General features: G+C 71.9%; 21 protein-coding genes. 6 read left to right on the forward strand and 15 right to left on the reverse strand.

Translation table 11 applies throughout. The features are described from left to right. Positions 1-136 precede the first annotated feature (136 nt). The gene (locus ACZ6KY_RS39785; RefSeq protein ID WP_469315138.1) at positions 137-763 is read left to right on the forward strand and encodes a TetR/AcrR family transcriptional regulator; all 627 of its coding nucleotides are present in this window, start codon (positions 137-139) and stop codon (positions 761-763) included. 29 nt (positions 764-792) lie between these two features. Here ACZ6KY_RS39785 and ACZ6KY_RS39790 read toward each other — a convergent pair whose 3' ends face one another. Beyond that, positions 793-1425, reverse strand: coding sequence for a LysE family transporter (locus ACZ6KY_RS39790; protein WP_469315139.1), 633 nt, complete (start codon positions 1423-1425; stop codon positions 793-795). 355 nt (positions 1426-1780) lie between these two features. Between ACZ6KY_RS39790 and ACZ6KY_RS39795 the strand changes: the two genes are divergently transcribed. From ACZ6KY_RS39795 to ACZ6KY_RS39805, 3 genes are all read left to right on the forward strand, one after another. Next, the gene (locus ACZ6KY_RS39795) at positions 1781-3007 is read left to right on the forward strand and encodes a cytochrome P450 (protein WP_469315140.1); all 1227 of its coding nucleotides are present in this window, start codon (positions 1781-1783) and stop codon (positions 3005-3007) included. A gap of 13 nt (positions 3008-3020) precedes the next feature. Further along, entirely contained in the window at positions 3021-3227 is a 207-nt protein-coding gene (locus ACZ6KY_RS39800; protein ID WP_469315141.1) for a ferredoxin, read from the forward strand. A gap of 287 nt (positions 3228-3514) precedes the next feature. Then, entirely contained in the window at positions 3515-4048 is a 534-nt protein-coding gene (locus tag ACZ6KY_RS39805) for a flavoprotein (protein ID WP_469315142.1), read from the forward strand. A 75-nt stretch (positions 4049-4123) separates the two neighbouring features. On the opposite strand, the gene ACZ6KY_RS39810 is transcribed toward ACZ6KY_RS39805, so the two are convergent. From ACZ6KY_RS39810 to ACZ6KY_RS39825, 4 genes are all read right to left on the reverse strand, one after another. Then, positions 4124-5851 carry an ArnT family glycosyltransferase gene (locus tag ACZ6KY_RS39810; protein WP_469315143.1) on the reverse strand — a complete coding sequence of 576 codons (1728 nt, stop codon included), beginning with the start codon at positions 5849-5851 and terminating at the stop codon, positions 4124-4126. 211 nt (positions 5852-6062) lie between these two features. Then, positions 6063-6725, reverse strand: a complete 663-nt coding sequence (locus ACZ6KY_RS39815; protein WP_469315144.1) for an HdeD family acid-resistance protein — start codon at positions 6723-6725, stop codon at positions 6063-6065. A 143-nt stretch (positions 6726-6868) separates the two neighbouring features. Continuing rightward, complete coding sequence (locus tag ACZ6KY_RS39820) at positions 6869-7075, reverse strand: hypothetical protein (RefSeq protein WP_469315145.1); 207 nt, start codon at positions 7073-7075, stop codon at positions 6869-6871. Between the two features lie 127 nt (positions 7076-7202). Beyond that, complete coding sequence (locus ACZ6KY_RS39825; protein WP_469315146.1) at positions 7203-8828, reverse strand: MFS transporter; 1626 nt, start codon at positions 8826-8828, stop codon at positions 7203-7205. A 257-nt stretch (positions 8829-9085) separates the two neighbouring features. On the opposite strand from ACZ6KY_RS39825, the gene ACZ6KY_RS39830 reads away from it, so the two are divergent. Beyond that, positions 9086-11737 carry a winged helix-turn-helix domain-containing protein gene (locus ACZ6KY_RS39830; protein ID WP_469315147.1) on the forward strand — a complete coding sequence of 884 codons (2652 nt, stop codon included), beginning with the start codon at positions 9086-9088 and terminating at the stop codon, positions 11735-11737. Positions 11738-11764: 27 nt separating this feature from the next. Here ACZ6KY_RS39830 and ACZ6KY_RS39835 read toward each other — a convergent pair whose 3' ends face one another. The 10 genes from ACZ6KY_RS39835 to ACZ6KY_RS39880 form a co-directional block, all read right to left on the reverse strand. Further along, on the reverse strand, positions 11765-12184 hold the full coding sequence (locus ACZ6KY_RS39835; RefSeq protein WP_469315148.1) for a DUF7144 family membrane protein: 420 nt from the start codon (positions 12182-12184) through the stop codon (positions 11765-11767). Between the two features lie 183 nt (positions 12185-12367). After that, entirely contained in the window at positions 12368-13687 is a 1320-nt protein-coding gene (gene melA / locus ACZ6KY_RS39840) for an alpha-galactosidase (RefSeq protein ID WP_469315149.1), read from the reverse strand. Beyond that, a complete protein-coding gene (locus ACZ6KY_RS39845) occupies positions 13684-14715 on the reverse strand; it encodes a carbohydrate kinase family protein (RefSeq protein ID WP_469315150.1) in 1032 nt (343 codons plus the stop codon). Before ACZ6KY_RS39845 ends, melA begins: the two co-directional genes overlap by 4 nt. Positions 14716-14721: 6 nt before the next feature. Further along, the gene (locus ACZ6KY_RS39850; protein ID WP_469315151.1) at positions 14722-15552 is read right to left on the reverse strand and encodes a carbohydrate ABC transporter permease; all 831 of its coding nucleotides are present in this window, start codon (positions 15550-15552) and stop codon (positions 14722-14724) included. Further along, entirely contained in the window at positions 15549-16511 is a 963-nt protein-coding gene (locus ACZ6KY_RS39855; protein ID WP_469315152.1) for a carbohydrate ABC transporter permease, read from the reverse strand. The genes ACZ6KY_RS39850 and ACZ6KY_RS39855 overlap by 4 nt, the downstream gene beginning before the upstream one ends. A 48-nt stretch (positions 16512-16559) precedes the next feature. After that, complete coding sequence (locus ACZ6KY_RS39860) at positions 16560-17852, reverse strand: ABC transporter substrate-binding protein (protein ID WP_469315153.1); 1293 nt, start codon at positions 17850-17852, stop codon at positions 16560-16562. Positions 17853-17863: 11 nt separating this feature from the next. Further along, entirely contained in the window at positions 17864-18823 is a 960-nt protein-coding gene (locus tag ACZ6KY_RS39865) for an endo alpha-1,4 polygalactosaminidase (RefSeq protein WP_469315154.1), read from the reverse strand. Positions 18824-19050: 227 nt separating this feature from the next. After that, positions 19051-19548: a universal stress protein gene (locus ACZ6KY_RS39870; RefSeq protein ID WP_469315155.1), complete on the reverse strand. Its 498-nt coding sequence runs from the start codon at positions 19546-19548 to the stop codon at positions 19051-19053. A 5-nt stretch (positions 19549-19553) separates the two neighbouring features. Beyond that, on the reverse strand, positions 19554-20786 hold the full coding sequence (locus ACZ6KY_RS39875) for an arsenic transporter (RefSeq protein WP_469315157.1): 1233 nt from the start codon (positions 20784-20786) through the stop codon (positions 19554-19556). Between the two features lie 265 nt (positions 20787-21051). Beyond that, entirely contained in the window at positions 21052-23421 is a 2370-nt protein-coding gene (locus tag ACZ6KY_RS39880) for a SpoIIE family protein phosphatase (protein WP_469315158.1), read from the reverse strand. 414 nt (positions 23422-23835) lie between these two features. Between ACZ6KY_RS39880 and ACZ6KY_RS39885 the strand changes: the two genes are divergently transcribed. Then, positions 23836-24117: a hypothetical protein gene (locus tag ACZ6KY_RS39885; RefSeq protein ID WP_469315156.1), complete on the forward strand. Its 282-nt coding sequence runs from the start codon at positions 23836-23838 to the stop codon at positions 24115-24117. The last annotated feature ends 186 nt before the right edge of the window (positions 24118-24303 follow it).

Genomic DNA, 24303 nt, shown 5'->3' on the forward strand with positions numbered 1-24303 from the left:
GCCACGGCGCGGCGACGACCGGTGCCGCGCCCCCCACGGGCGGCAACCCCTACGGAGACAACCAAAGCAGAAGTGAGTCCATAAGTGCAACAGTTACAGTTTCTGCTTCGTTCCAGTCGTGAGGTAGGGTGAGGCCATGCCCGAATCCCCGACCGTCGGTCGTCGTGAGCGCAAGAAGGCCGCGACGCGGCAGGCCATCGCCGACGCCGCCCTGGAACTCGTCCTGGAACACGGATTCGAACAAGTGAGCGTCCGTGATATCGCCGAGAAGGCCGACGTGTCGACGACGACACTCTTCGCGCACTTCCCGAGCAAGGAGGCGCTGGTCTTCGACCGCGAGGAGGACGTCGAGGCCGAGCTGACCGCCGCCGTCCGTGAACGGCCGGCCGGTCAGGACGTGGTCGAGGCGCTCCGCGCCCACGTGCTGAGGTCATGGGTGCCGCTGGCGTCGGATCCTCGTCTGCGTCAGTTCACCGCGCTGGTGGACCGAACACCCGCGCTCCGCGAGTACGCGGAGCGTATGTGGATGCGGCATGCGGGCGCCCTCGGCGCCGTGATCGCGGAGGAACTCGGCCGGGAGACGGATGATCTCGCGTGCTCGGCCCTCGCGCGGTTCGTCCTGGGACTGCCGGCCCTGGCCAAGGGGCGACCGGATCCACGCGCGGCTGTGGAGACGGTGTTCGACCTGCTGATCCACGGTTGGCGGTCGCAGGAGGAGCGCGCCGGGCAGGGCGGGCGAGGCCCACAGGGGTCAGCCGGATAGGTGACGACCTGGTGACAGGCTCCGGGATCTCATGGCGGGGCCACGAGCACGCGTACGGCCAGCAGCATGATGACGCCGCTCGACGCGAGCCCCGTCACCAGTCGTCCCCGGTGCCCCGTCAGGGTCCGGCCGAGCAGTGCGCCGCCCCCGGCGATCAGGAGCTGCCAGCTCGCGGACGCGGCGAACGCGGCGAGGACGAACACCCCCTGCTCCAGCGGACGTACCGCCTCTGCCGTACGGCTGCCGAGCACCAGCGCGGCGAAGTAGACGACCGTGGCGGGGTTGAGCAGGGTGATCCCCAGCAGTGCCAGGTAGGCGCGGGCCGGGTGCGGGGGATCCTGTCCGGTCCGTTCGGCGAGCCGCCGCTCGCGGTACCGGCGGACCGCGCCGATCGCACCGCGGACCGCCAGCGCGGCGAGGACCAGCGCGGAGGCCCGGCGCAGCGGGAGGAGTACCGGCTGGAGTCCGGCCGCGAGCGCCGTACCGCCGAGGGCGGCGACGAGGGCGTACAGTCCGTCGGCCGTCGCGACGCCCAGCGCGGCCGAGGCGCCGATCCGCAGAGATGTCCGAGCGGTGAGGGAGACGAGGTAGGTCGCGACCGCTCCGACGGGCATGGCGATGCCATAACCCGCGAGAAGCCCCGCGACGAGCGCGGCGGTCACGACCGGGGAAGCTCGGGCCTCCGCGGGCGGCCGGGCCGCTGCTGGACCCGCACCGGACGAACGGCGGCGGAGGTCGGCGGCAGGAAGGCTTCGATCGTGAACATGGGCCGATGTTCGGGCCACCGGCCGCGCCCGCGCAACCGATTTTCGGAAGGTGTTCTGGAGGAGTTCGAGCCATGACGGCGCGGGCGGGTCGCCGACGCGGCGGGAAACCGGCGGAAACCGGAACCTGGCCCACCGTGCTTCGGCCAGATCGCGCGACCCGCTCATCTGGCCGAACTTCGCGTGGCCGCATAGGTGCCTGGGGCATCTAATGAAGATCGGCAAGAGGGAACCGTCGCTTGTGAGGCCACTCATGACAGAAACCCCCCTGACCCAACCCTCCGCAACCCACCTCTCTCCACCGGTCGCCTTTCCGCGGGACCGCACATGCCCCTACCACCCGCCCGCCGACTACGCGCCGCTGCGTGAGGGGCGTCCGCTCTCGCGGATCTCCCTGTTCGACGGGCGTGGAGTCTGGGTGGTCACCGGTCACGCCGTCGCCCGTGAACTCCTCACCGACCCGCGGCTGTCCTCGGACCGCACGCTCCCGGCGTTCCCGGCGATCACCGAGCGGTTCGCGGCGACGCGCAACCGCCGGATCGCGCTGCTCGGCGTCGACGACCCCGAGCACCACGCCCAACGCCGCATGCTGGTACCGAGTTTCACCCTCAAGCGGATCGGTGCCCTGCGGCCGGGCATCCAGGAGACCGTCGACCGGCTGCTCGACCGCATGGCCGAACAGGGCCCGCCGGCCGAGCTGGTGAACGACTTCGCGCTGCCCGTGCCCTCCATGGTGATCTGCGCCCTCCTCGGCGTTCCCTACGGTGACCACGACTTCTTCGAGGCGCAGTCCCGCCGGCTGCTGCGCGGCCCGGCCGCCGCCGACACCGAGGACGCCCGTAACCAACTGGACGCCTACTTCGGCTCGTTGATCGACCGCAAGCAGAAGGATCCCGGGGACGGACTGCTCGACGAGCTCATCCACGATCAGCTGCGCGAAGGAAGGGCGGACCGGCAGGAGCTGATCTCGCTGGCGACCATCCTGCTCGTCGCCGGGCACGAGACGACGGCGAACATGATCTCGCTGGGCACCTTCACCCTGCTCCGGCATCCGGGACGGCTCGCCGAACTGCGGGCGGAACCCGCCCTGATGCCCGCCGCCGTCGAGGAGTTGCTGCGGTTCCTGTCCATCGCGGACGGGCTGCTGCGGGTCGCGACCGAGGACATCGAGGTGGCCGGGACGACGATCCGCGCCGACGAGGGCGTCGTCTTCTCCACCTCCGTCATCAACCGTGACGAGCACACCTTCCCCGAACCCGACGCCCTCGACTGGCGCCGCTCGGCCCGGCACCATGTCGCGTTCGGCTTCGGCATCCACCAGTGCCTCGGCCAGAATCTCGCCCGGGCCGAGATGGAGATCGCGCTGCTGTCGCTCTTCGACCGGTTTCCCGGCCTGCGGCTCGCCGCGCCCGCCGACGCCATCGCGTTCAAGCCCGGAGACACGATCCAGGGGATGCTGGAACTCCCCGTGACCTGGTAAGGAGTTCGCGGGTATGAGCATCGGCATCGAGATCGACAAGGACGTCTGCATCGGCGCGGGTCAGTGCGCCCTCGCCGCCCCGGGCGTCTTCACCCAGGACGACGACGGATTCAGCGCGTTGCTGCCGGGCCGCGCGGACGGCGGTGGTGACCCGATGCTCGGGGAGGCGGTACGGGCCTGCCCGGTCGGCGCCATCACGGTGACGGAGCACGCCAGCTGAAGTCCGGCCCAACTGTCCTACCACCGAGATGAGTTGGGCGGCCGCGCGCCTGAGCGGCGGGCCCGGTGCTCCGGGTGACGCCCGCCGTGACCAGGGCGCCCTCCACGAGGAGGAACAGGCGGTCGCCCAGCGCGGCGGGCCGGCCCGCCGCGCTCACGAGCCCGGCCGGATACACCCTGAAGGTCACCTTGTGCGTACGGACCGGATCCTCGGGCCGCGTCCGGAACCGGAACGTGGGAAGACCTCCCCCTCCGGTTGCCCGAGCGGATCCTCATGAGGGTTTCCACGTGAGCGAACCCACCGAGAAGCCCTTCCTCTACGTCGTCGTCTGCGCGGCGGGCATCGCCGAGGACATCGGCACGTTGATCACCGCGGCGCAGCAGCGGGGCTGGGAGGCCGGCGTCATCGCCACACCCCAGGGCCTCGGCTTCTTCGACGCGGCGGCGGTCGAGGAGCGGACCGGCCGCCCGATCCGCTCCGCCTGGCGGACCCCCGGCGACCCGCGTCCCTTCCCCGCACCGGACGCGGTGGCCCTCGCGCCGGCCACCTTCAACACCGTCAACAAGTGGGCGGCCGGCATATCCGACACCCTCGCCCTCGGAACGCTGTGCGAGGCCTGCGGACTTGGCGTCCCGATCGCCGTACTGCCCTGTGTGAACGAGGCGTTGGCGGCCCACCCCGCCTACCGCGCGAGTGTCGAGCGGCTGCGCGGGATGGGCGTCCGCTTCGGTGACCCGTACCCCGGAGAGGCCCGACAAGGCGGCGGGCGAAGGGATTTCCGCTGGGAGCGGGTGCTGGACCTGCTCACGCCGGACCAGTGACGGCGGGTTGCGTCACACCGTACGAGTGAGGGCGGGTCGCGTGACTCCCGACCGGTGACGTCACGCCGGGTCGGATCACGGCCTCCGGAAGACGGTGATCGAGTGGCCGACCTCGTCGACCCGCCGGCTCGTGGCGAGCAGAGCCTTCAGCCGGGCGTCCGCCTTGTCGATCGAGGTGTCGGACACGACGAGCAGCCCGTGCACCCGGTCCGCGGGCACCGTGCGCGGATCGGCCGCGTCGATGCCGTAGGCGGACGGCACACCGGCGCCCTTGTACACGAGCCACACCTTCTGGTGCGGGTAGTGCCCCGCCAGCCGGTCGGCGAGCCGGCCGAGGTCCTGGCCCCAGTCGACGTTCGAGTCGTGCAGCCGCAGATAGGTCTTCTCCGGGCCGCCGAACGCCTCGTTCGAGTACGGCAGGTAGTACGGGTACGTCAGCAGCGAACTGACGGCGACGAACAGGACCAGCGCGGCCGTCACGATTCCCGCCCACCCGGCCCAGCGCCGGCGCGGGACGACGGCACAGCCCGCCGCGACCGCGAGGAACACCGGCATGAACAGGGCGTAGCGCACGCCGAGATCGCGCGATCCGGTCATCGCCGAAGCCAGCAGCAGCGCCGGAGGGACCAGGAGGTACGGGGCGGCGGGCCGCAGCCGGCGCACGGCGAGCAGGGCGACCGAACCGGCCGTCCAGAGCGCCGTCATGCCGAGCGGGGTCTTCACCAGCAGCGCGGCCGGCAGGTAGTACCAGAGGGAACCCCGGTAGAGACGGCCGAAGAGGAAGCCCTGCCAGGTCGCGTGCTCGAAGCCGAACTGGACCCGCATCCCGTCCCGGTACGGCCGCGGCAGGGGCAGGTGGTCGATGAGCAGCGCGCGCAGCCCGTGCACGGCCGGCAGGTCCGCCGGCGCCGTCCAGCGCAGCCGGGGATCGACGGCCAGATACGTCGCCCACACCACGGCGACAGCCACGAGAACCATCCCGGCCGCGGCCGCCGCACCGAGTCCGAGCAGCCGGGCCTTCGCCCGCGTGTCGTTCCACGGCGCCGTGGCGGGGGCGGGGCGGCCCGCGTGCCACACGGACACGACCGCGAGGAGCAGCAGCACCGGGACGGCCGGGAGCATGCTCATCTTCGTCGCCACCGCCGCGCCGAGCGCCACGGCGGAGAGCGGCAGGTACAGGAAGGGCCGCCGCCTGGCCCGCCACACCAGCCACACCGACGTCAGCAGGAAACCCGACGCCGGCACGTCGAGCGTGGCCAGCGAACCGTGCGCGATCACGTCCGGCGAGAACGCGTAGAGCGCGAGGGCCACCAACGCGCCCACACGCCCCGCGAGTTCACGGGCGAACGCGAGGACGACCAGACCGAACAACAGCGTCAGGACGATCACCGGCAACCGTGCCCAGAACATCACCCGCCAGGGATCGTTGCCGGACTCGTACAGCAGATGCCGCCCGAGCTCCGACTGGTCGCCCTTGAACGCGGGGTCGAGGTGCGGGTGCGCGAACAGCAGCCCGCTCCCGATGATCAGTTTGCCCAGCGGCGGATGCTCGGGGTTGTACGTCAGGTCGTGCTGCTGGACGTAGACGGTCGCCGTGCCCACGTACACGGGCTCGTCGATCGTCGGCGTCTGCTCCACGGCCGTACTGACCATGGCCACGGCCATCTGGGCCAGCAGCAGGAGCACGGCCACGACGAACAGCGCCCGCCGGTGCCGCCGCAGCCGCTCGATGAGCCTCGGCGGTGCCACCGCGCTGTCCACCGGTACGCGGTCGTCGTGCCTGCTGGCCAGGAATGTCGGCATGCTCTTTGTTACGTCCGCTCCGTACGTGCCTGCTCATCGGCCGGCCCACGGATTCGGGTGCGCGTCGAGGCGCCGGCCGGATGATCCGGCCGGCGCCCAGGCAGGGGAGTCACGAGTATGCCCGGCCTTCCGCACAACTCAAGGAATCTCGGGCGGCTGTGTGCGTACAGCCGGGCGTGCGCGGCCTCCTCCGTCTCGGCCTCGCCCCACCTCAATAAGGCGAGGCCGGGTCACGTGGCCCGGCCGAGACCGCCCTGCGCAGGGCGGCCCGCCAGGCGAAGGCCACGGCCAGTTCGACCAGACCGATCAGCACCATCCACAGGCCGAGCAGGCGGGTCAGGGCACGGGCCGACTCGGTCGGCAGGGCCAGTACGACGATGCCCGCGATGATGCCGATCGCCGCCCCGCACAGCACGAAGCCGCGGTGCGGCAGATCCTTGCCGGCAAGGGCCGTGTACGCCGTCAGCACACCGGACACGAGCCAGACGACGCCGAGGATCAGGGACAGCGCGGCGATGGTCTGCATGGGGTTCCGCAGACACAGGACGCCGGCCAGCACGTAGAGCACCGAGATCAGCAGGGCGGCGAACCGGCTGCCCTGCTCCCGGTGGCCGAAGACCGACACGAAACGGAACAGGCCGATCACGAGCAGATAGAGGCCGAGGAGAACCGCCAGGATGTGCAGGGTCTCCTCCGGCCAGACCAGGACCAGGATGCCAGGGACCAGTGTCGCGACGGCCGAGCCGAGGAGCCAGGTCCAGGAGGCGCCGACTCGGTCCAGCAGCACCGTGGGGTCACCCGGAGGCCCGGAAGCCGAGCCTTTGTGCCAGGGGTCCGGTCCGGTGGGCGGTGCCGAACCATGCGATTCGGTCATGGTTCCTCCTCACGCGGTCGAGCGGGCCACTGCCGGACCGCCGACGGGACGGTGGGTGGATTCCCGGCCTCCAGAGTCCCGTGTGCCGGCCTCTCGCGGGTCACCCCCGACGGGTGATCCTCATGGCCGCGCCCTCGGCGTCCTCATGGCTGCTGCTCCGGCAGTTGGCGCATCTCCACGACACGCAGCCCCAGCGACCGGCAGCGGGCCAGCAGCCCGTACAGATGTGCCTCGTCGACGACCGGGCCGAACAGGATGGTCTGGCCGGAGATCAGCACGTGATCCATCTCCGGGAACGCCTCGGAAAGCGTCTCCGACAGATGTCCCTCGACACGGATCTCGTACTGCATGTGGGGCTCCCCCCGGCGAGCGGCCTGGGGCAGGCGGACGGCCCTTCCCTACGATCATCCGGCGCACCGCGTCGCCCGCCCTCACCCGCAAAAGGTGAACCTGGGTCCGGGGCGCCGCCTCCGGCGTTCACGCCTGTTCGAGGGAGCCGGCCGGGGAGCCGGTGCCGGGGGACCTCTTCTTCCGGCCCGCGCCGGTCGGCAGATGCGTCGTGACCAGGAAGCTGGCGAGCGTGATGCCGCCGGCCGCGAGGATCGCCGCCTTCAGGCCGTTCAGCTGGGCCGTCGCGTAGGAGTCCGTGACGGCGGCGACCTCGGCCGGCGGCAGCCCGGCCTGTTCGGCCGCCGAACGCACCTCGTCGGTCGGCACGAAACTGATGCCCGCTTCGAGCGCGACGCCGGTCTGCTGCCGTGCCTCCTGCGACACGTCCGGATTCTTCGCCACCTGGGTGCTGAAGGCCTGGGCCAGGGCGCCGATGAGGATCGATCCGATGAGCGCGGTACCGAGCGCGGAGCCCAGATTCTGGGCGGTGAACTGGAGCCCGCCGACCTCGCTGCGCTCCTCCTCGCCGACGGTGGACTGCACCACGTTGCCCAACTGCGAGGCGAGCAGGCCCATGCCGACGCCCAGCAGGGCCATGGCTCCGGCGAACTGGACGTCGTCGATGACCGGGTCGATGGTGGCCAGCAGCCACGCGATGGCTCCGAGCAGGGTCAGAAGGGCCAGTCTGACGACCCGGCGCGGCCCCATCACCCGCCCCAGCCTGGACGCCAGTACGGAGGCCGCCAGCATGGTGACGGACACCGGGAGCAGCCGCAGTCCCGTCTGGAACGCGTCGAAGCCCTGCACCACCTGGAGGTACAGCGGGATGGCGAAGAACAGCCCCAGCAGGATGAGGTTCTGGCTGACCAGCGTCAGCAGCCCGGAGCGCAGCGGCAGTCTGCGCAGCAGCGAGAGATGGATGAGGGGGTCGGTGCCGTGCGCCTCCCTGCGGCGCTCCCACTTGGCGAAGGCGGCCAGCACGAGCACCCCGGCGGCGACGACGAACAGCGTCGGAGCGAAGCCGAAGACGGTGAAGGGCGGGTTGCGGGGCTGCACCCAACCCCAGGAACTGCTCTGGAGGACACCGAGCACGCCGAGGCCCAGTCCGGCCGCCGACAGGGCGGCGCCCACGCCGTCCAGCCGGGGGCGGGGCTCGGGCCGGGGCGATTCGGAGATCGCCCGGCGGCAGAGGAGCATCGCGATGACGACCACGACCTCACCCGCGAAGACCAGACGCCACGTGAGGTACGTCGTCACCCAGCCCCCCAGCAGCGGTCCGACCGCGATGCCCGCGCCGGCGAGCCCGCCGATGACGCCGTAGGCGACGGCCCGGTCCCGTCCCGTGTAGGCCTCCGCCACGAGGGCCGCCATGGCCGGCAGCACCATGGCGGCGCCGAGCCCCTCGATCACCGACCAGCCGAGCGTGAGCACCCACAGAGTGGGAGCCACGGCGGTCAGGGCCGACCCGAGGCCGTAGACCATCAGTCCGACGATGAACATGCGACGGCGTCCGAGGATGTCGCCGAGCCGCCCGCCGGTGGCCATGAAGGCCGCCATGACCAGCGCGTAGAGCGTGATGACGGCCTGGATGGCGGTGACCTCGGTGTCGAAGTCCTCGACCAGCTGGCTGATGGACACGTTCATGACGGAGGTGTCCAGGACCATCAGGAACTGGGCCGTGCCGAGCACCATCAGGGCGCGCCAGTGCTTCACCGGTAACCACCTCATCGAGTCGGCCCGCGACGCTGGTGCGTCGAACAGTGGCGTCCGGCCCCTGCTCTGCCCCCATCAGACCCGAAGACGGCGTCCCCCGCCTCACCCGCCGCGGGCGACCGGAGCCTGCCTTGCGACTTTCGGTACAGCGGGTGACGATCAGTGTGCGGGGGCTACGCCGGGGAGGGAGCTGTGGACCCGGACCACATCGGATCGAACGCGTCGCCGCAGCCGAGAGATCGCGGAGGCAGAACCCCATGGCCGGGCTGCTGACCCCAGGTGGTGACCCCCTGCTCGCCGTCCGGTTCACCGTCCCGGACCTGACGGAGACCTTCGTACGCAGGCCGCGTCTGGTCGGACGTCTGGCCGAGGGCGTCCAGGGCCCGCTGACGCTGGTGAACGGGCCCGCGGGCGCGGGAAAGACACTCCTGGTCGCCCACTGGATCTCCACGATGGACCATCCGGGTGACGTGGCCTGGCTGACCGTGGAGCACGAGGACACCGGCCCCGGCATCTTCTGGACGTACGTCCTGGAATCCCTGCGGCGGCACGGAGCGGCGGTTCCGGACGACATCGGCAGCCCCTCCAGCCCCGGCGACGTGGACCACTCCCTGCTGACCCGGCTCGCGGCCTGGCTGAGCGAGCGCGCGGATCCGGTGATCCTGGTGCTCGACGAGTTCGACCGGGTGGGAGCCTCGGCAGAGGTCGCGGACGAGCTCCAGTTCGTCCTGCGGCACGCGGGCGGCGGTCTGCGCCTGGTGATCGTCAGCCGTACGGAGCCGCAGCTGCCGCTGCACCGCTATCGCGCCGCCGGAGCGGTCGCCGAGGTCAGGGGCGCCGACCTGGCGTTCGTCCCGGCCGAGACGGCCGCCCTGCTGAGCCGCCACGACATCCGGCTGTCGGACGACGGCGCGCGGTCGCTGACGGAGTGGACCGGAGGCTGGGCGGCCGGGCTGCGGCTGTGCATCCTCGCGGCGCAGCACGTGGACGATCCGGACACGTTCATCAAGAACTTCGAGGCGGGGCAGAGCACGCTCGCCGACTTCCTGCTGGCCGAGGTGCTGGAAGCGCAGTCGGACGAAACGCAGGACCTGCTGCTGCGGTCGAGCATCCTCGAACAGATCCACCCGGAACTGGCCAACGCGCTGACCGGCCGGGACGACGCGGAACCCATCCTGGCCGGGCTGCAGCACGCCAACGCGTTCGTCGAGGCCATCGGCCACTCGTGGTACCGGCTGCACCCCTTGTTCGCGGAGATCCTGCGGGTCCATCTGCGCGTACGCCATCCGGGTGTGGAACCCGAGCTGCACCGGCGGGCCGCCCGCTGGCTGAGCGACGCGGGCCTGCTCGCGGAGGCACTGCCGCATGCGGCGGGGGCGGGTGAATGGGAGCTCGCGGCGGGCCGCTTCATCGACGAGCTGGCCATCGGACAGCTGCTGACCGGACTCGACGCCGAGCGCCTCGACGGACTCTTCGCCGCCATGCCCGCGGATGCCGCCGGTCCGGCCGCGTGCCTGGTGCGCGCCGCCCGTGAGCTGGTCCGGCACGATGTCGACCGGAGCCTCGACTTTCTGCGCCGGGCCGGCGAGAACCTGACCGACGAGGGCGCCGACACGGCGGCCCTGCGGTTGAGCCACGCGCTGCTGAGGGTGTTCACGGCCCGGCTGACCGGCTCGGCCGAGCGGGCGGAGGCGGCGGCCGAGGACATGAGGGCGGCGGAGTTGTTCCTCCCGGCCGAGCGGCTGGAACAGCACCCGGAGCTGTCGGCCCTGATGCTCACGGACCTGGGCTCGGCACAGCTGTGGGCGGGGCGGTTCGACGACGCCCGGGCCTCGCTGTCCGCCGCCGCGCAGGTGGACGACGGGCCGTCCACCGCGTACCCCCGGCACGAATCGCTCAGCCGGCTCGCCCTGATCGACTTCCTGTGCGGCCGGCCGGGCCGCGCGGAGTCGCACGCCCGGGCGGCGGTCGCCGAGGCGGAGCGCTCCGGGCTGCCGCCCGCCGCCCGGACGGGGGTCGCCCAGCTCGTCCTGGCGGCGGTCGCCGTCGACCGTGACGATCTGGCCGCGGCGCAGACACACCTGGACCAGGCGACCGCCTCCAGCACGGCCTCGCACGATCCCGTCGCGACGGCGGGCCTCGCTCTCCTGCGCTCCCGGATCCTGCTGGCCAAGGGGCATCCGAAGGAGGCCCTGCGCGTCCTGCAGGAGCTGAGGCGGCCCCCGCACGGCGTCGAGCCCTCGCCGTGGGTCGGCGGCCGGGCCGCACTGGCCATGTCCACCGCGCATCTGGCCCTGGGCGATCCACTCGCCGCGTTGGACGTACTCGCGGAGGAGGGCACCACCGGGCCGGAGGCCACGGCGGTCGCCGCCCGTGCCCGGCTCGCGACCGGTGACGGGGAGACGGCACGCGCCCTGCTCGACGCGATCCCCACCGAGCTGGACGACGGGCCGGGCATCGCCGTCCGGCTGCTGCTGGTACGGGCGCAGACCGCGGACGCGCTGGGCGACGACTCCACCGCACAGCGGCTGGTGGCACGGGCCCTGCGGCTGGCCAGGCCGGAACATCTGCGGCGGCCGTTCGTGGAGGCCGGACCCTGGCTCCGGTCGTTCGTGCGACGCCGGCCCGTACTGGCCCAGGGCCATGAGTGGCTCCCGGCGATGGCCGCGCTCCGGGGCACCGGGCCCGCCCCGCGGCCGGATCACGCGCCGGTGATCGAACCGCTCAGCGAGCGCGAACAGGAGGTGCTGGAACGCCTGTCGCAGATGATGTCGAGGGACGAGATCGCCGCCGACCTGCATCTGTCGGTCAACACGGTCAAGACCCACCTCAAGAGCGTCTACCGCAAGCTCGCCGCGACCCGCCGGGGCGAGGCCGTACGACGGGCCCGCGACCTGCACCTCCTGTGAGCCGCGGACCCGTGCGTGCCGTCCGGGCTATTCGGTGTCCGTGTCCGGCCGTGCCACGCAGAGCGCCCAGATGACGAATCCGTACAGGGCTATCAGCGTCAGCGACCAGACGGGGTAGTACGGGATGTCGAGGAAGTTGGCGATGATCAGCAGCGCCGCGATGCCCACGCCGATCACGCGTGCCCAGGTGGCCGCCGCGAACAGGCCGAGGCTCACGACCACGGCGACCGCGCCGAGCGCCAGGTGGATCCAGCCCCAACTCGTCAGGTCGAACTTGAAGACGTAGTTCTGGCTGGTGACGAAGACATCGTCCTGGGCGATCGCCATGACGCCCCGCAGGATGTCCAGGACGCCGGCGACGAACAGCATCACCGAGGCGAAGATCATCAAGCCGCCGGCTGCCGTCAGGGCGGTCTTGGAGTGGGTGTGATGCTGGGTGGTTGCCATGGCGGAACCTCCGTTGCATGGGCTGCGACCGCAGCCACTCACCACCCAGCCTGCGACAGCCGGCCCCCTCCGGCCTCACCCTCTAGGGGTGACGATGAACGGACACCCGTCCCGAGCCTGGGGACGGGTGCCGGGGAACGGCGGCTCCGCCGGACTTCGGCACCCGCCCGAGGCCTCCCCGGCTCAGTGGCCCAGCAGTACCCTCAGCTCGGGCTGGAGCAGATCTCCGTGGGCCCGTACGAGGTCGTCGCACAGGTCCCAGATGCGCTCGACGGGGAGGGCGGCGGCCGTCGCGGGGTCGGCCATCGCGGCGTGCCGGATGTGGCGTGGCTCGTGATCGGTGGCGGCGCGCACCACCAGGTCGTTGACGGCGACGTACGCGCTGTTCAGCGCCGCGCACTGCGGCGGCAGCGCGCCGACACGGGTCGGCTGCACCCCCAACGCGTCGGTCAGGCAGGGGACTTCGACGACACAGTCCGCCGGGAGGTTGTCGATCAAGCCCCGGTTGGGCACATTGCCGTAGATCGTGCGCGGGGTGCCGGTGAGCGTGCTGTGGATGATCTGCGGGGCGTACTCCAAAGTGCCCTCGACGGGAAGGGGTGCCCCGGAGGCGAGGGCCTCGCGGGTGCGCCGGTAGCTCGCCGCGTTCTCCTCGATGATCTCCAGATAGGCGCCCACCGGCAGCCTGAGCCGCTCGATCTCGCTGTCGTGGTGGAGATACCACGGCACGTACTCCGAGGAGTGCTCGCTCGTCTCGGTGGGGTAGTGGCCGAGACGCCGGTACATGTCCACGCGGACCCGGCGCAGCAGTCCGGGGTCCTTGGCGATGGCCTCGTCCAGGAGGGGGTAGAGGTCCTGGCCCGCGCGCTCGAAACGCAGTACCCACGCCTGGTGGTTGACCCCGGCGGCCAGATACGTGACCTCCTCGAAGGGGACGCCGACGAGCTGGGCGAGGTCGTGCATCGTCCAGTACACCGAGTGGCACAGGCCGGTGACGCGCAGGGCCGGGGCGACGCGGCTCAGATAGAGGACGTTCATCGCCATGGGGTTGGTGTAGTTCAACAGCAGGGCGTCCGGGCAGAGTTCGGTCATGTCGGAGGCGAGCGCGCGGAGCACCGGGAAGGTGCGCAGGGCGCGGAAGATGCCGCCGATGCCGAGCGTGTCGCCGATGGTCTGGCGCAGTCCGTAGCGGGCGGGGATGCCGAAGTCGGTGCGGGTCGCCCCGTCCATGCCGACCTGGATGATGTTGATGACGAAGTCGGCGTCCGCCAGCGCCGCTCGGCGGTCGAGATGCGCGGTGATCGTGGGCTTGGCGCCGCGTACACCGGCGATGTACCGGGCGGCGCCCTCCGCCGTGGCCAGCCGCTCCGGGTCGATGTCGTGCAACGCGATCCGGGCGTGGGCGAGTTCGGGGAAGCTGAACAGGTCGGCCAGCAGGCCCTGGGTGAACACCACACTCCCGGCTCCGATGAAGGCGATCTTCGCGGGGGTGACGTCGTTCATGAACAGCTCCTGGTGTCGCGGGTGCGGGGGGTCTCCGAAGTGCCCGTGCCTTTAGCGGTGTTCGGGGCGTTCGCGCCGGGAGGAATGCCCGGGCTGTCCGCGCGGGCCGCGGCGCGGGCCTCGTCCCAGGTGGGCTGTGCCGCCGTACCGCCGTGCGCCCGCGTCGACAGCGAACCGCAGGCGGCGGCCACCGTGAGCGCCGAGCGCAGGTCAAGACCGCGCAGGGTCGCGGCGACGAATCCGGCGTCGAAGCTGTCGCCCGCGCCGACGGTGTCCACGGGGTCGACGGGCACGGCCGGCACACGCGACACCTCTGTCCCCGCGCAGGCGAGGGCGCCGTTCGCGCCGTCCTTGACGACGACCGTCGGTCCCCGGCCGGCCAGGAAGGCGGCGGCCGCGGCGAGTTCGGGCTCGCCGGACAGCGCGGACGCCTCCGCCGCGTTGGGCAGCAGGAAGTCCGTGAACTTCAGTACCGGGTCCAGGAGTTCGTGGTCCCAGCGCCCCGCGGGATCGTCATTGGTGTCGAGCGACGTCGTCGCGCCGGCCTCCCGCGCCCGGGCGAACACCTCGGCCAGCGAACGCGCCAGACGGGGCATCAGGAAGAACGAGGCCGCGTGCACATGCCGGGCGTCCGCGGTCAACTCCCGCGGCACGTCCTCGGGACCCGTCGCCGTGAGACAGCCCGGCGCCGTGAGGATGGCCCGGTCCCCGTCCCCGGCCGTGACAACCGTCGTGAGCGGCGTGGGCAGGACCGGGTCCGTGACCAGGAAGCCGACGTCGACGCCGCGCCCGGCGAGCGCCGCGCGTACGAAGGCGCCCGCGGGATCGTCCCCGACCCTGCCCGCGAACGCGACCCGCAGTCCGAGCCGCGCCGCCCCGCACGCCATGATCGCCGCCGAGCCGCCCAGCACCAACCCGGCGTGCTCGACGAGCTGTTCGCGCTGCCCGAACCGCAGGGGGCCGCGCAGCGGGCCGACCACGACATCCGGATTGGCGTCGCCGACGACCAGGAGATCGAAGGATTTCATGGTGGCCTAGCCCTTCAGACCGCTCGAAGTCAGCGACTGGACAAAGGTCTTCTGCGCGAGCAGGAACGCGACCAGGACGGGCAGCACGGTGATCACATTGCCCGCCATCACCGCCGACCACTGCGTGTGGTGCTGTCCCTGGAACGTCGTCAGACCGAGTTGCAGCGTGTACTGGGTGTCGTGGTTGATCGCGATGAGCGGCCAGGACAGGTCGTTCCAGGTACTGAGGAACGTCAGCACCGCGACCGTGGCCAGCGCCGGCCTGGCCAGCGGCAGCACGATCGAGAACAGCACCCGCAGCCGCGAACACCCGTCGATCCAGGCCGCCTCCTCCATCTCCCTGGGCAGCGCGAGGAAGAACTGCCGGAACAGGAACACCGCGAACGGGGTGACGAGCGACGGCACGATCAGCGCGCCGAGCGTGTCGATGAGACCCATTTCCTTCATCACCAGGAAGGTCGGGATCATCGTGAGCTGGAAGGGGATCACCATCGTCGCCAGCATCAGCCCGAGCAGCGCCCGCGACCCGGCGAAGCGCATCCGCGCGAAGGCGTAGCCGCCGAGCGCGCCCAGCAGCAGATTCGACAGGACCGCCACGCCCGCCACGATCAGTGAATTGGCGAACCAGCGGGGGAACATCGCGTTCCCGAGCACATACCGGTAGCCGCCCAGGTCGATCCCCTTGGGCCACAGCGCGGGCGGGAACCGGTTGATCTCCGCGTTGGACATCACCGAACTGAGCGCCAGCCACACCAAAGGCAGAGCGAAGCACAGGGTCAGCGGCGCCAGCAGCAGATGCCAGCCGCTCGGCCTGCGGGAGGTGGCGGGTGAACTCATCGGACCGCTCCTTCGATACGTTCCTGCCGGCGCCGTACGAGGTGCAGCGCCCCGCCCGCCACCAGCAGGGCGAGGGCGAGGACGTACGCCGCCGCGGCCCCGTAGCCCGCGGTGAACATCTGGAACGCCTGCTGCCAGACGAAGTAGACGACCACGCCCGTCGATCCGAGCGGCCCGCCCTTCGTCGTCACGTAGATGAGGTCGAACACCTGGAGCGCCGTGATCAGCTGCCACAGCAGCAGGAACACGGTGACCGGGGTGAGGGTCGGCAGGATGATGTGGCGCAGCACCCGCCAGCGGCCCGCCCCGTCGATCCGCGCGGCTTCCACGAGTTCGGGCGGGACGTCCTGGAGCGCGGCCAGATACACGACGACACAGAAGCCGACGCCGCTCCACAGCGAGATCAGCACCAGCAGATAGATCGCCTGGTCCGGGTCGGTCAGAAAACCCTGCGGGGAGAGCCCGAGCTCGTGCAGCAGGGAGTTCGCGACGCCGAACTCCGGGTCGAGGATGAACGAGAACAGCACGCCCTGCGCGGTCGCCGACACCACGAACGGAACGAAGACGAGCGTGCGGTACAGGCCGATGAACCGGATGCGGCGGTTCAGCGCCAGGGCGAGCGCCAGCCCGCCGACCAGGCTGAGCGGCACGTACAGGGCGGTGTACAGCAGCGTATTGCCCACGGCCGTACGGAAGTTGGGGTCCTGGAACAGTGCCCGGTAGTTGTCGAGGCCGACCCAGCGGCCCGGGGTGACCAGGTCGTCGGCGCGGAAGGACAGCAGCAGCGACCAGACGACGGGCACGATGCTCAGACCGAGGATCACGACGACCGCCGGGCTGATGAACGCCCAGGCGGTGGCCGTCTCGCGACGGGTACGGCGGCGGGCGGCGCGGCGCGCGGCGGCCGGGTTCAGCGCGGCGCCGGGTGCGAGCGTGAGGGCGCGGGGAAGGGTGGACATGACGGCCTCCTTCAGCTGGAAGTCAGCTGGGAACGTCTGAAGTCGAGGTCACCGGGGGATGAGCAGGGCCGCGTCGGCCGTGTCGGCGCACCGGCGGATGGCGTGGGCGGGGGAGTCCTTGCCCAGCAGGACCGAGACGATCGCCTCGCCGAGAGCCTGGGAGATCTGCGGGTAGGCCGCGTGCACGGGCCGGACCCGGGCGGAGGTCAGCGTCTCGGTGAACACGTCGAGTCCCGTGGTCGTCGCGGAGTGCTCGCGCCACTCCGGCCGCCGGGCGGTGGCCGAACTGAGCGGGAGGCTGCCCTCCGAGATGCCCCAGCGCGCGTCCTGGGCCGGCTGGATCATCCAGCTCACGAACTCGACGGCGGCCCGGGAACGGGCGGAACCGTTGTCGAACACGGTCCAGGTGTCCGGTCCGGAGATGGTGATCGGCCTGCCGTGGTAGGTCGGCAGCGGGACGACGTCGTAGTCGATCTTCGCGGTGATGATGTCCGGCAGCTCCCAGGGCCCGGTGGCCACCATCGCCATCCGGCCGCCCAGGAAGACCTGGTACATCTGCTCGCTGCCGGGTTTCGGGTCGACGTACACGCTCTTGTCGTGAGCCAGCCGGGCGAGGGTCCCGAGCGCCCGGGTGCCCTGCTCGGCGAAGCCGATGCCCTTGCCGTCGGCGGCGACCACCTCGCCGCCGAGGTCCCAGATCATCGGCCACAGCCGCCAGACGGTGTCCTCGTCGCCCGTGCCGGGCCAGCCCGTGCCGAACACCCCGCGCCCGGAATCGGTGAGCTTCCGAGCGGTGTCGACGAACTCGTCCCAGCTCCAGCCCGGCTTCGGGTAGGGGATCCCGGCCCGCCGGAACAGCTTCTTGTTGTAGACGACGGCCAGCGAGTCGAGCACCGCGGGGGCGGCGCGCACCTTGCCGTTGACGGTGACCGCGTCCCGTACCGGCGCCCAGAAGGAGTTCCAGGGCGGGGTGCCCTCGCGCAGCGCGGAGGTCAGGTCGACGACCCGGGGGCTGCGCGCGACGCTCGCCAGGTCCGAGCCGAAGATGTAGGCGATGTCGGGGTACGAGCCGGCGGCGAGCGCGGCCGTCACCTTCTGGAGCATCGCGTCGGCCAGCACCCCGCCGCCCGAAGCGTCCACGCGGATGCGCGGATGCGTGCGGTTGAACTCGCCCACCATCGCTTCCACGACCTTCCTGGCCGTGTCGTTCTGTCCGTGCCACAGCTCGACGGTCACCCTGCCGTCGGCGCCGACGCCGTCCGAGGGGCCGCCGCAGCCGGCGAGGGCCCCGGCCGCCGCCGCGCCCAGGAGCAGCCGGCGCCGCGCGATCGCGCGTGTCATCCCGGCCCCCGTCAGCGGGTCTTGCGGACGTAGTCCGCGCTGCCGGGTGTCGAGACCATGACGTCCCGGCGCACGATGCTCAGCCGGTCACCGAAGGCCGAACGGGCCTTGCGCAGACCGCTGTCGGTGTACTCGATGACGACCACCCGGTCGTGGAACGCCTTCGCGTACTCACCGCACTCGTCGTACTCGCCGCACTCCTCCGCCACCGCGAAGTCGAGCCCGGTCCGCGACCTGAGCCCCGCCAGTTCGACGGTGTTCTTCTGCGCGATGGCCAGATGCCGGGTGTGCGCGTGCCGCGACAGCAGGGTGATGAACGCGGTGGCGTCGTCCGGGGTCAGCAGCTTCCGGGAGCGGGTGTAGCTGTCGTAGTTGTCCGGCTCGATCGCGTCGAATCCCTTTTTGGCGCAGTCGTCGATCCACCGGTCGACGCGCGCGGCCACCCGCTCGCGCTTGGCGGCCGTGCGGATGTCGAGCAGCGCCTCGTTCCAGTCCTGGTCGACGACGACCTTGCCGTGCGCGTCCCGCAGCAGCAGGTCGGCGGGCCACTGGCCGCGTTCCTCGGGCTGGGCCTGGAAGGCGTTGACGTAGCAGATGTTGTACAGGCCGGGCGCCGGGGACGACGAGCGGTCGCGGCTGACGATGCGCACACCGGCGGCCGGGCGGTAGGCGCCGCCGATCTGGTAGTCGAAACCCGCGTGCAGCGGGGGGAGTTTCACGGCGGTCGGCGTCGGGCCGGGCCGGGGCGTCGGTTTCGGTGAGGTGGACTCCGCCTCGACGGGCGCCGAGGGGTCGGCCGTGGTCCCTGAGGGCTTCGGCGACGCGGCCGGGGCCTTGGACGGTGCGCTCGGGCTCTTGGGCGAGGCGCTCGTGTCCTTGCCCGCATCGCAGCCCGCGAGCGTCAGAAGGCCGGCCAGGGCCGTGGCTGTGCCCAGAACTCCCGCGCGGAGAACACGTTTGACGGGGGGCATGTCCGCTCCATCAATCGCGAGCACGTCCCCGCCTCGGACGCTGCGAGCGATCCTGGCGACTTTGGCCGGACTTGAACCTGGTCCGTTACCGGCTGGGCGTACCTCTGCGTGCCGGGTCGCACCACGGCACGCCAGGATCAAACCGTGCATGCCCGACTACGTCAAGTGCCGTCTCCGGCGGGGGCGTTCTCCGGCCATTGTTCCGCGGGCCGGGACGCGGGCCGGTGCTAGGGGCGTGGGGGATGCGGGGGTGGGGGCGGCAACGTCGTGACGTCCGGTGCGGGTTCGGGCCAGACGAGCAGCACCGGGCAGGGCGCGTGGTCGACGACGAAACGACCGGCCGGTCCCAGACTGTGCGGGCCCAGCCGGCTGCGGTCGCCGTCGCGGGCCAGCACGAGCAGACCGGCCCCCTCGGCCGCGGCGACCACCTCCCGCTCGACGCGGCCGGTGCGTTCCAGCCGCGTCGCCGGGGCCCCGAGCCGCTCGGCCGCCGCGTCGAGGAGCTCGGCGGCGGAGGTCGTACCGAGGGTTTCCAGGAGGTCGCCCGGATCGGGCTCGGAGCGTCCGCGGCCGAGGAGCCCCGCGAAGGCGCCGTGCGCGAGACCGGGCACCCCGGGGTCCGCGACATGGAGCAGCGCCACGTCCGTCGCACCCGGAGCGTGCGTCCGTACGGCGTCCACGCACGCGGGCCATGTTCCCTCGACCAGCCAGACGACCACCCGCATGCCCATCAGCCTCCGATGACGTGGAGCGAGAACCACAGCGCCAGTACGGCGGGGACCAGTGCCGCGGGCACGGCGATCAGGCCCAGCCGGGTGAACTCCTTGAGGTCGACGCCGTGTTCGTGCTGATGCACGATACGTCGCCACAGCAGCGTCGCCAGGGAACCGGCGTACGTCAGGTTGGGCCCGATGTTGACGCCGAGCAGCACGGCGAGCACCGCGCCCGCGCCCGAGTCGGCGGCCAGCGGCAGCAGGACGAGGACCGCGGGCAGGTTGTTGATCAGGTTGGCCAGCACGGCGGCGATGGCGGCGATGCCGAGCAGCGCCGACAGCGAGCCGCCCTCCGGGAGGAGGTTGTCGAGGGCGTCGGCGAGACCGTTGTCGACCACCGCGCGGACGACGATGCCGAGCGCGAGGACGAAGGCGAGGAAGGACGGCGCGGCGGCGCGCACCACCGTGAGCGGGGTGGTGCGGTGGCGGACGAGGGCGCGGGTGGCCAGGACGAGCGCCCCCGCGGCGGCGGACCAGGCCGGGTCGATGCCGACCGCCGAGGCGAGGACGAAACCGGCCAGGGTGCAGCCCACGGTGATCAGCGCGAAGAGCGGCAGGTCCGGCGGTTCCTCGGATCGCCGGGGGAGCGCGCCCGCCGCGAGGTCACGGGCGAAGAAGCGCCCAAAGACCACGTACTCGGCGCCGATCGCGACCAGCCAGGGCAGCACCATCAGCGCGGCGAACCGGGTGAAGCTCAGACCGCTGGCGGTGAACGCGAGCAGGTTGGTCAGGTTGGAGACCGGCAGGAGCAGCGAGGCGGTGTTCGACAGGTGGGTGCACGCGTACACATGCGGCTTCGGGCGGGCCCCCATCCGCGCGGCCGTCGCGAACACGACAGGGGTGAGCAGCACGATGGTGGCGTCCAGGCTGAGCACCGCGGTGATCGCCGAGGCGAGCGCGAACACCGCGGTCAGCAGACGGCCGGGCTGTCCCGCGGCCCAGCGGGCCATCCACGCGCCGCACGCCTGGAAGAGCCCCTCGTCGTCGCAGAACTTGGCCAGGACGAGGACCGCGGCCAGGAAGCCGATCACCGGACCCAGGTGGGCGGCCTCCGCGCGGACGTGCTCCCAGGAGATCGCCCCCGTGGCCAGGACGAGACCCGCGGCGGGCACGGCCACCACCGCCTCGGGCCAGTTGAACGGCCGCACCACCGCGCAGACGAGGACGGCCGCGAGCAGGACGACGGACAGTGCCTCGGCGAACGGACCGCCGAGAGCCGCGGCGAGCGGCGCGGCGAGGCGCGCGGCGACATGGGTGCCCGGCCCTGCGGAGAGCGCATCGGCGAGGGCGGTGCCGGACGTGCCGGAGACGGTTTGGACGAGCGGGCTGTTCAGGATCGGGTCCTCCGGGCGGTGATGACGGCGCCCTCCATCACATCAGACACCCCGCCGCCCGCCCGCGTACGCCCTGCCCCCGTGTCGCCGACCCGCCCCGCACGTCACCTCCGAACGGCCCTCACTCCTCGCCGAGCAGCGACAGCTCCGCCCAGATGGTCTTGCCGTCCGGGGTGTGCCGGCTGCCCCAGCGCTGGGTGAGCTGGGCGACGAGGAGCAGCCCGCGTCCGCCCTCGTCGAAGGTCTTCGCCCGGCGCAGATGCGGCGCGGTGTGGCTGCTGTCCGAGACCTCGCAGATCAGGGTCTCGGCGTCGTGGATGAGCCGCAGCCGGATCGGCGGCTCGCCGTAGCGGATGGCGTTGGTGACCAGTTCGCTCACCACGAGCTCGGCCGTGAACGTGGCCATGGTCAGCCCCCAGACCTCCAGCCTGTCGGCGACCTGCTTGCGGATCGGCGCGACGAGCGCGGGGTCGGCGGGAATGTCCCAGGTCGTGACGTCGGAAGGGGCGAGGCCGTGGGTACGGGCGAGCAGCAGGGCCACGTCGTCCGGCGCGCCGCCCGCGGGAAGCAGCGCCTGGAGGATCGCGTGGGCCGCCCCCTCCAGGGACTGCGACGACTCCTCCAGCGCCCGGCAGAACAGCCGGAGTCCGGTGTCGAGGTCCCGTTCGCGGCTCTCGAGCAGGCCGTCGGTGTACAGCGCGAGCACCGTGCCCTCCGGCAGGTCGAGCTCGACGGACTCGAAAGGCAGCCCGCCCAGACCGAGCGCGGGACCGGGCGGCACGTCGATCTGCCGGGGCGGGCCTTCCGGCGGCAGCACGAAGGGGGCCGGATGGCCCGCGCTGGCGAGGGTGCAGCGCCGGGAGACCGGGTCGTACACCGCGTAGACGCACGTGGCGCCGACCTCCCCGGTGGTCCCCTCGGCCCCGGCCTCGGTGGACAGCCGTACGACGAGGTCGTCGAGGTGGGTGAGCAGCTCGTCAGGGGCCAGGTCGATGTCGGCCAGGGTGCGGACGGCGGTGCGCAGCCGGCCCATCGTCGCCGAGGCCTGGATGCCGTTGCCGATGACGTCGCCGACGACCATGGCGACCCGCATCCCGGACAGCGGGATCACGTCGAACCAGTCGCCCCCCACTCCGGCGCGCGCGGCGGGCAGATAGCGCGAGGCCGCCTCCAGGGCCGCCGTCCGGGGGAGGGACTGGGGAAGCAGGCTGCGCTGCAGGGCCAGCGCGGTCTGGCGCTCGCGGGAGAAGCGGCGGGCGTTGTCGATGCAGACGGCGGCTCTGGCCGTGACCTCCTCGGCGAGCAGCACGTCGTCGGCGGTGAAGGGTTCGGGCCGCCGGAACCGGCTGAGGACGGCGACCCCGAGGGTCCGGCCGCGGGCCCGGATGGGCACCGACATGGTGGCGTGGATGCCGTACTCCTGGACGCGCTTGCCGCGCAGACCGTCCCAGCTCAGCCACTCCTCCAGCGTGCCGGCCGCGTTCGGTGCGACGAGCGGCCGGCCGGCGATCAGGGAGTCGGCCTGCGGGGAGGACGCGGGATAGACGTCGATGTCGCCGGGTTCGACGACCGGAATGCCCTCGCGCAGCGACCGGTGGGCGGCGCGACGGAGCATGATCGGGGCGGTCGGCGGTTCGACGCGGTACTCGCCGCCGTTCTCCGGGGGGTCCAGCAGATCGACGCTGACGAAGTCGGCGAGGGCGGGGACGCACACGTCGGCCAGTTCCTGGGCCGTGCGGGTGACGTCGAGGGTGCTGCCGATGCGCACGCTGGCCTCGTTGACCAGTTGGAGCCGCTTGCGGGCCCGGAACTGCTCGGTGAAGTCGTGCGCGGCCACACACACGCCGAGCACCCGCCCATGGGTGTCGGTCAGCGGGGCGATCCGCGCGAGCCAGTGGTGCGCCCGCTCCTCGCCGCCGCTGCGCGCGTACGTCTCCACATCACGCCCCCGGCCGGAGGCGAGGACCTCGGCCATCGCGCGCTCCAGCTGCTCGCCGGCCCGCCGGTCGCCGATCTCGGAGACCCGCAGGCCCCGGATCCGGTCCTCGGGGAGGCCGGTCACCTCGGACATCGCGTCATTGAGGCCGTACAGCCGCAGCCGCTCGTCGTAGACGGCCATCGCGCAGGGCGCCTGGGCGAGGACCGCGCGGATCAGCGGGCCGTCCATGCCGCGGGGCTCCCGGCCGGCCGGCGGGGTGAGCAGGAGCCAGTCGCCGCTCCGCTCCAGGCGGTGGGCGAGCAGCCACACGGACAGGACGCGGCCGTCGCGGTGACGCAGGGCGAGCACCCCGTTCCAGCGGTCGCCGGTGGACCCGAGAGGCGGGGCGGTGCCCGCGGGCGCCAGGAGATCCGTGGCCGGGCGGCCCTCGATCTCCTCGGGCGCGTATCCCAGGAGCCGGTGGGCGCCCTCGCTCCAGCGGATCAGGGTGCCGTTCCCGTCGATGACCGCCCGTGCGGTGGCGCCATCGTCGAGAGGGTGGACCGGGCTCATCATCGCCACTTTCCCTTGTGCACACTCACCGTGAACAAGCGCGTCGTCCGGGTTCCAGCCTAGTGGCTGGGCGTCCCGCGTACCCCCGAACGCGGAGGGCCCGGACAGCCATTCGTACGGTGCGTTTTCAGCCGATGCGGCTCGCGGTACGGAAGTGACCGCTCGACCCTCGACGCCTCCGTGTGTTCCTCCGCCAGAATCTGTTTGCTCGCGATCAGTTGTGATGATTTATGGGCACTGATGAGGAACGGCCGTACCCGCCGCCGGCGCACTCACCGGCGCAGCCGACGCCCGGCCGACGGTCCCCGACCACGGAGTACGGCACCACCAGGGGCGCCGGGTTCTTCCCCGGTGGCCCGGGCTGGTACCACACCGCCTTCGCCCGGCCGTCCGCCTTCGCCGGCAAACGGATCGGTGGAGTTCGACGGGGAGCGGGCGGTCGTCCGGGCCCTGACCACCGTCGTCGACGAGAGTGGCGCCCCGGCCGACATCCAGGTGGTCTCACGGATCGTCGGCCCCGACGGCCGGACCGCCGCTCGCACGGCCATCACGGTCAGCGTCGGCGGCCGGACCGACATGACCCATGAACTGGCCTTCGAAAAGCCGAAGTTGTGGGACTTCGCGCCCCCGGAGCACCGCTGCACCGTTCCCGCCCGATCGCCCGGCAGCCCCCGACTACCCTTCTCCGGACGCTAGTTACTCGGGCTGCCCGGACGCATCGCCGGCCGCGACGCTGGACGGCGACGCGGCCACCGGCTGGTCCAACGCCTTCTGTAAGTCCGTGACGGCCCTAAGGGCGTGCAGAAGAACAACATGTAGGCGAGTGGCACGCTGACCTGCGAGGTCAAGTCTCAAAACCCGCAAGTTAATTCTCTGCACGCC

The organism is Streptomyces sp. NPDC042002 (assembly GCF_055588305.1).

Bases quoted from the DNA above. Each gene is read 5' to 3' on its own strand.
- ACZ6KY_RS39785 (WP_469315138.1), top strand. From the start codon at position 137: ATGCCCGAATCCCCGACCGTCGGTCGTCGTGAGCGCAAGAAGGCCGCG.
- ACZ6KY_RS39795 (WP_469315140.1), top strand. From the start codon at position 1,781: ATGACAGAAACCCCCCTGACCCAACCCTCCGCAACCCACCTCTCTCCA.
- ACZ6KY_RS39800 (WP_469315141.1), top strand. From the start codon at position 3,021: ATGAGCATCGGCATCGAGATCGACAAGGACGTCTGCATCGGCGCGGGT.
- ACZ6KY_RS39810 (WP_469315143.1), bottom strand. From the start codon at position 5,851: ATGCCGACATTCCTGGCCAGCAGGCACGACGACCGCGTACCGGTGGAC.
- ACZ6KY_RS39815 (WP_469315144.1), bottom strand. From the start codon at position 6,725: ATGACCGAATCGCATGGTTCGGCACCGCCCACCGGACCGGACCCCTGG.
- ACZ6KY_RS39820 (WP_469315145.1), bottom strand. From the start codon at position 7,075: ATGCAGTACGAGATCCGTGTCGAGGGACATCTGTCGGAGACGCTTTCC.
- ACZ6KY_RS39830 (WP_469315147.1), top strand. From the start codon at position 9,086: ATGGCCGGGCTGCTGACCCCAGGTGGTGACCCCCTGCTCGCCGTCCGG.
- ACZ6KY_RS39835 (WP_469315148.1), bottom strand. From the start codon at position 12,184: ATGGCAACCACCCAGCATCACACCCACTCCAAGACCGCCCTGACGGCA.
- melA (WP_469315149.1), bottom strand. From the start codon at position 13,687: ATGAACGACGTCACCCCCGCGAAGATCGCCTTCATCGGAGCCGGGAGT.
- ACZ6KY_RS39845 (WP_469315150.1), bottom strand. From the start codon at position 14,715: ATGAAATCCTTCGATCTCCTGGTCGTCGGCGACGCCAATCCGGATGTC.
- ACZ6KY_RS39850 (WP_469315151.1), bottom strand. From the start codon at position 15,552: ATGAGTTCACCCGCCACCTCCCGCAGGCCGAGCGGCTGGCATCTGCTG.
- ACZ6KY_RS39855 (WP_469315152.1), bottom strand. From the start codon at position 16,511: ATGTCCACCCTTCCCCGCGCCCTCACGCTCGCACCCGGCGCCGCGCTG.
- ACZ6KY_RS39860 (WP_469315153.1), bottom strand. From the start codon at position 17,852: ATGACACGCGCGATCGCGCGGCGCCGGCTGCTCCTGGGCGCGGCGGCG.
- ACZ6KY_RS39865 (WP_469315154.1), bottom strand. From the start codon at position 18,823: ATGCCCCCCGTCAAACGTGTTCTCCGCGCGGGAGTTCTGGGCACAGCC.
- ACZ6KY_RS39870 (WP_469315155.1), bottom strand. From the start codon at position 19,548: ATGCGGGTGGTCGTCTGGCTGGTCGAGGGAACATGGCCCGCGTGCGTG.
- ACZ6KY_RS39880 (WP_469315158.1), bottom strand. From the start codon at position 23,421: ATGAGCCCGGTCCACCCTCTCGACGATGGCGCCACCGCACGGGCGGTC.